1 protein-coding gene is annotated in these 1,189 nt (G+C 35.2%); it reads right to left on the minus strand.

The genetic code is table 11. From position 1 onward, the window contains the following. Window positions 1–15: 15 nt before the first annotated feature. A complete protein-coding gene (locus ACM0OX_RS35645; protein WP_414519930.1) occupies window positions 16–1,128 on the minus strand; it encodes an IS630 family transposase in 1,113 nt (370 codons plus the stop codon). Between the last annotated feature and the right edge of the window lie 61 nt (window positions 1,129–1,189).

A 1,189-nucleotide genomic window follows, 5' to 3' on the forward strand; every position in this document is an offset into this window, starting at 1 on the left:
TAAGCTGTCGGACATTTAACTTGCAATAATAGCATTACCCTTATTCTTGATTTTTCTGCCCCACTTAATAATTAGTTCACCATCGTTTAATAATCTGTCTAGTAATTCTTGCAAATCCGGTACTGATTTAAATAGGCGATGTGCTATGTATTCTTTCACTGAATGCCAAACTAATTCAGCTAAATTAAAATCTGGACTATAGGGAGGTAAAAAATAAAGTTGTATATTTGGCATTTCTTGTTCTATTTTTTCGAGAATATCTTTCTTTCTATGGTAGCTAGCATTATCTAGTATGATGAGTATTTTTACTTCAGACGATGTAAACTTATCTTCTATATTTCCTTGATTAATCCACTCTTCTTTTACAAAAATATGTAATTTTTTAATTTGTTCATAAAAGCTTGTAGAGTTACCTTTATCGATGAAATAACACATTCTTTTTTTATCATGATATCGAACACCTCCCATAACATTTACTTTTCCTCTACTACGTTGTCCAGTGACTTTTTTTCTAGTACCTCTTTTCACCCAACTTCTACGCCTAATTACCCTCATACTGAATCCACTTTCATCCCAAAACCAGATTTGTAGTTTATCTGGGTTAGCTTTTGACGCTTCTAAATATCCTTCTAACTTCTCTTGAAACGCCTTTCTATTTTTGGGATCTTGTTTGTCTTCTAGGGTGTATTTTGCCCAGAGGTAAGCGTACTTTTTTTGCTCTAATATTCTCCTTACCTGCTTACCTGATAGCTCAATTCCTGTTTGTTCTGCCATGTATGTTGCTAGTCGTTCACCTGACCATCTTCCAAATTCATATCCTAGTTCTGATGGTTCTTTTTCAAGTACATCTAGCAGTAATTCTACATATAATTCTGTGACTTTACGATGATTACCTTGTTCTCGCTTATCTTTTAAACTTTCTAGGTTATCTGCGTCTCCATGAACACACCAATATGCTACGCTTCGGTATGCACAACCTAAAAAAGTGCTAATCTCTTGGTACGTTTTGCCATCATTCATCAACAACAGCATTAATGCCCGTTCTCGTAGATGCTTGTCCGCACTTTCTCTGACGGCTTGTTGTAAATTTTCTTGTTGACTCGGTGTGAGAAAACCTCTAGCTGGCATGGCAGTAAATGCAATACTTATCCAATTTCCATTTTATGCAAATTAAAGGTACAGCAGCTTA

The sequence above is a fragment of the Nostoc sp. PCC 9305 genome, assembly GCF_963920915.1.
Classification (GTDB): Bacteria; Cyanobacteriota; Cyanobacteriia; order Cyanobacteriales; family Nostocaceae; genus Nostoc.

Coding starts and splice junctions, on each gene's coding strand:
- ACM0OX_RS35645 (WP_414519930.1), bottom strand. CDS start 1,128: ATGCCAGCTAGAGGTTTTCTCACACCGAGTCAACAAGAAAATTTACAA.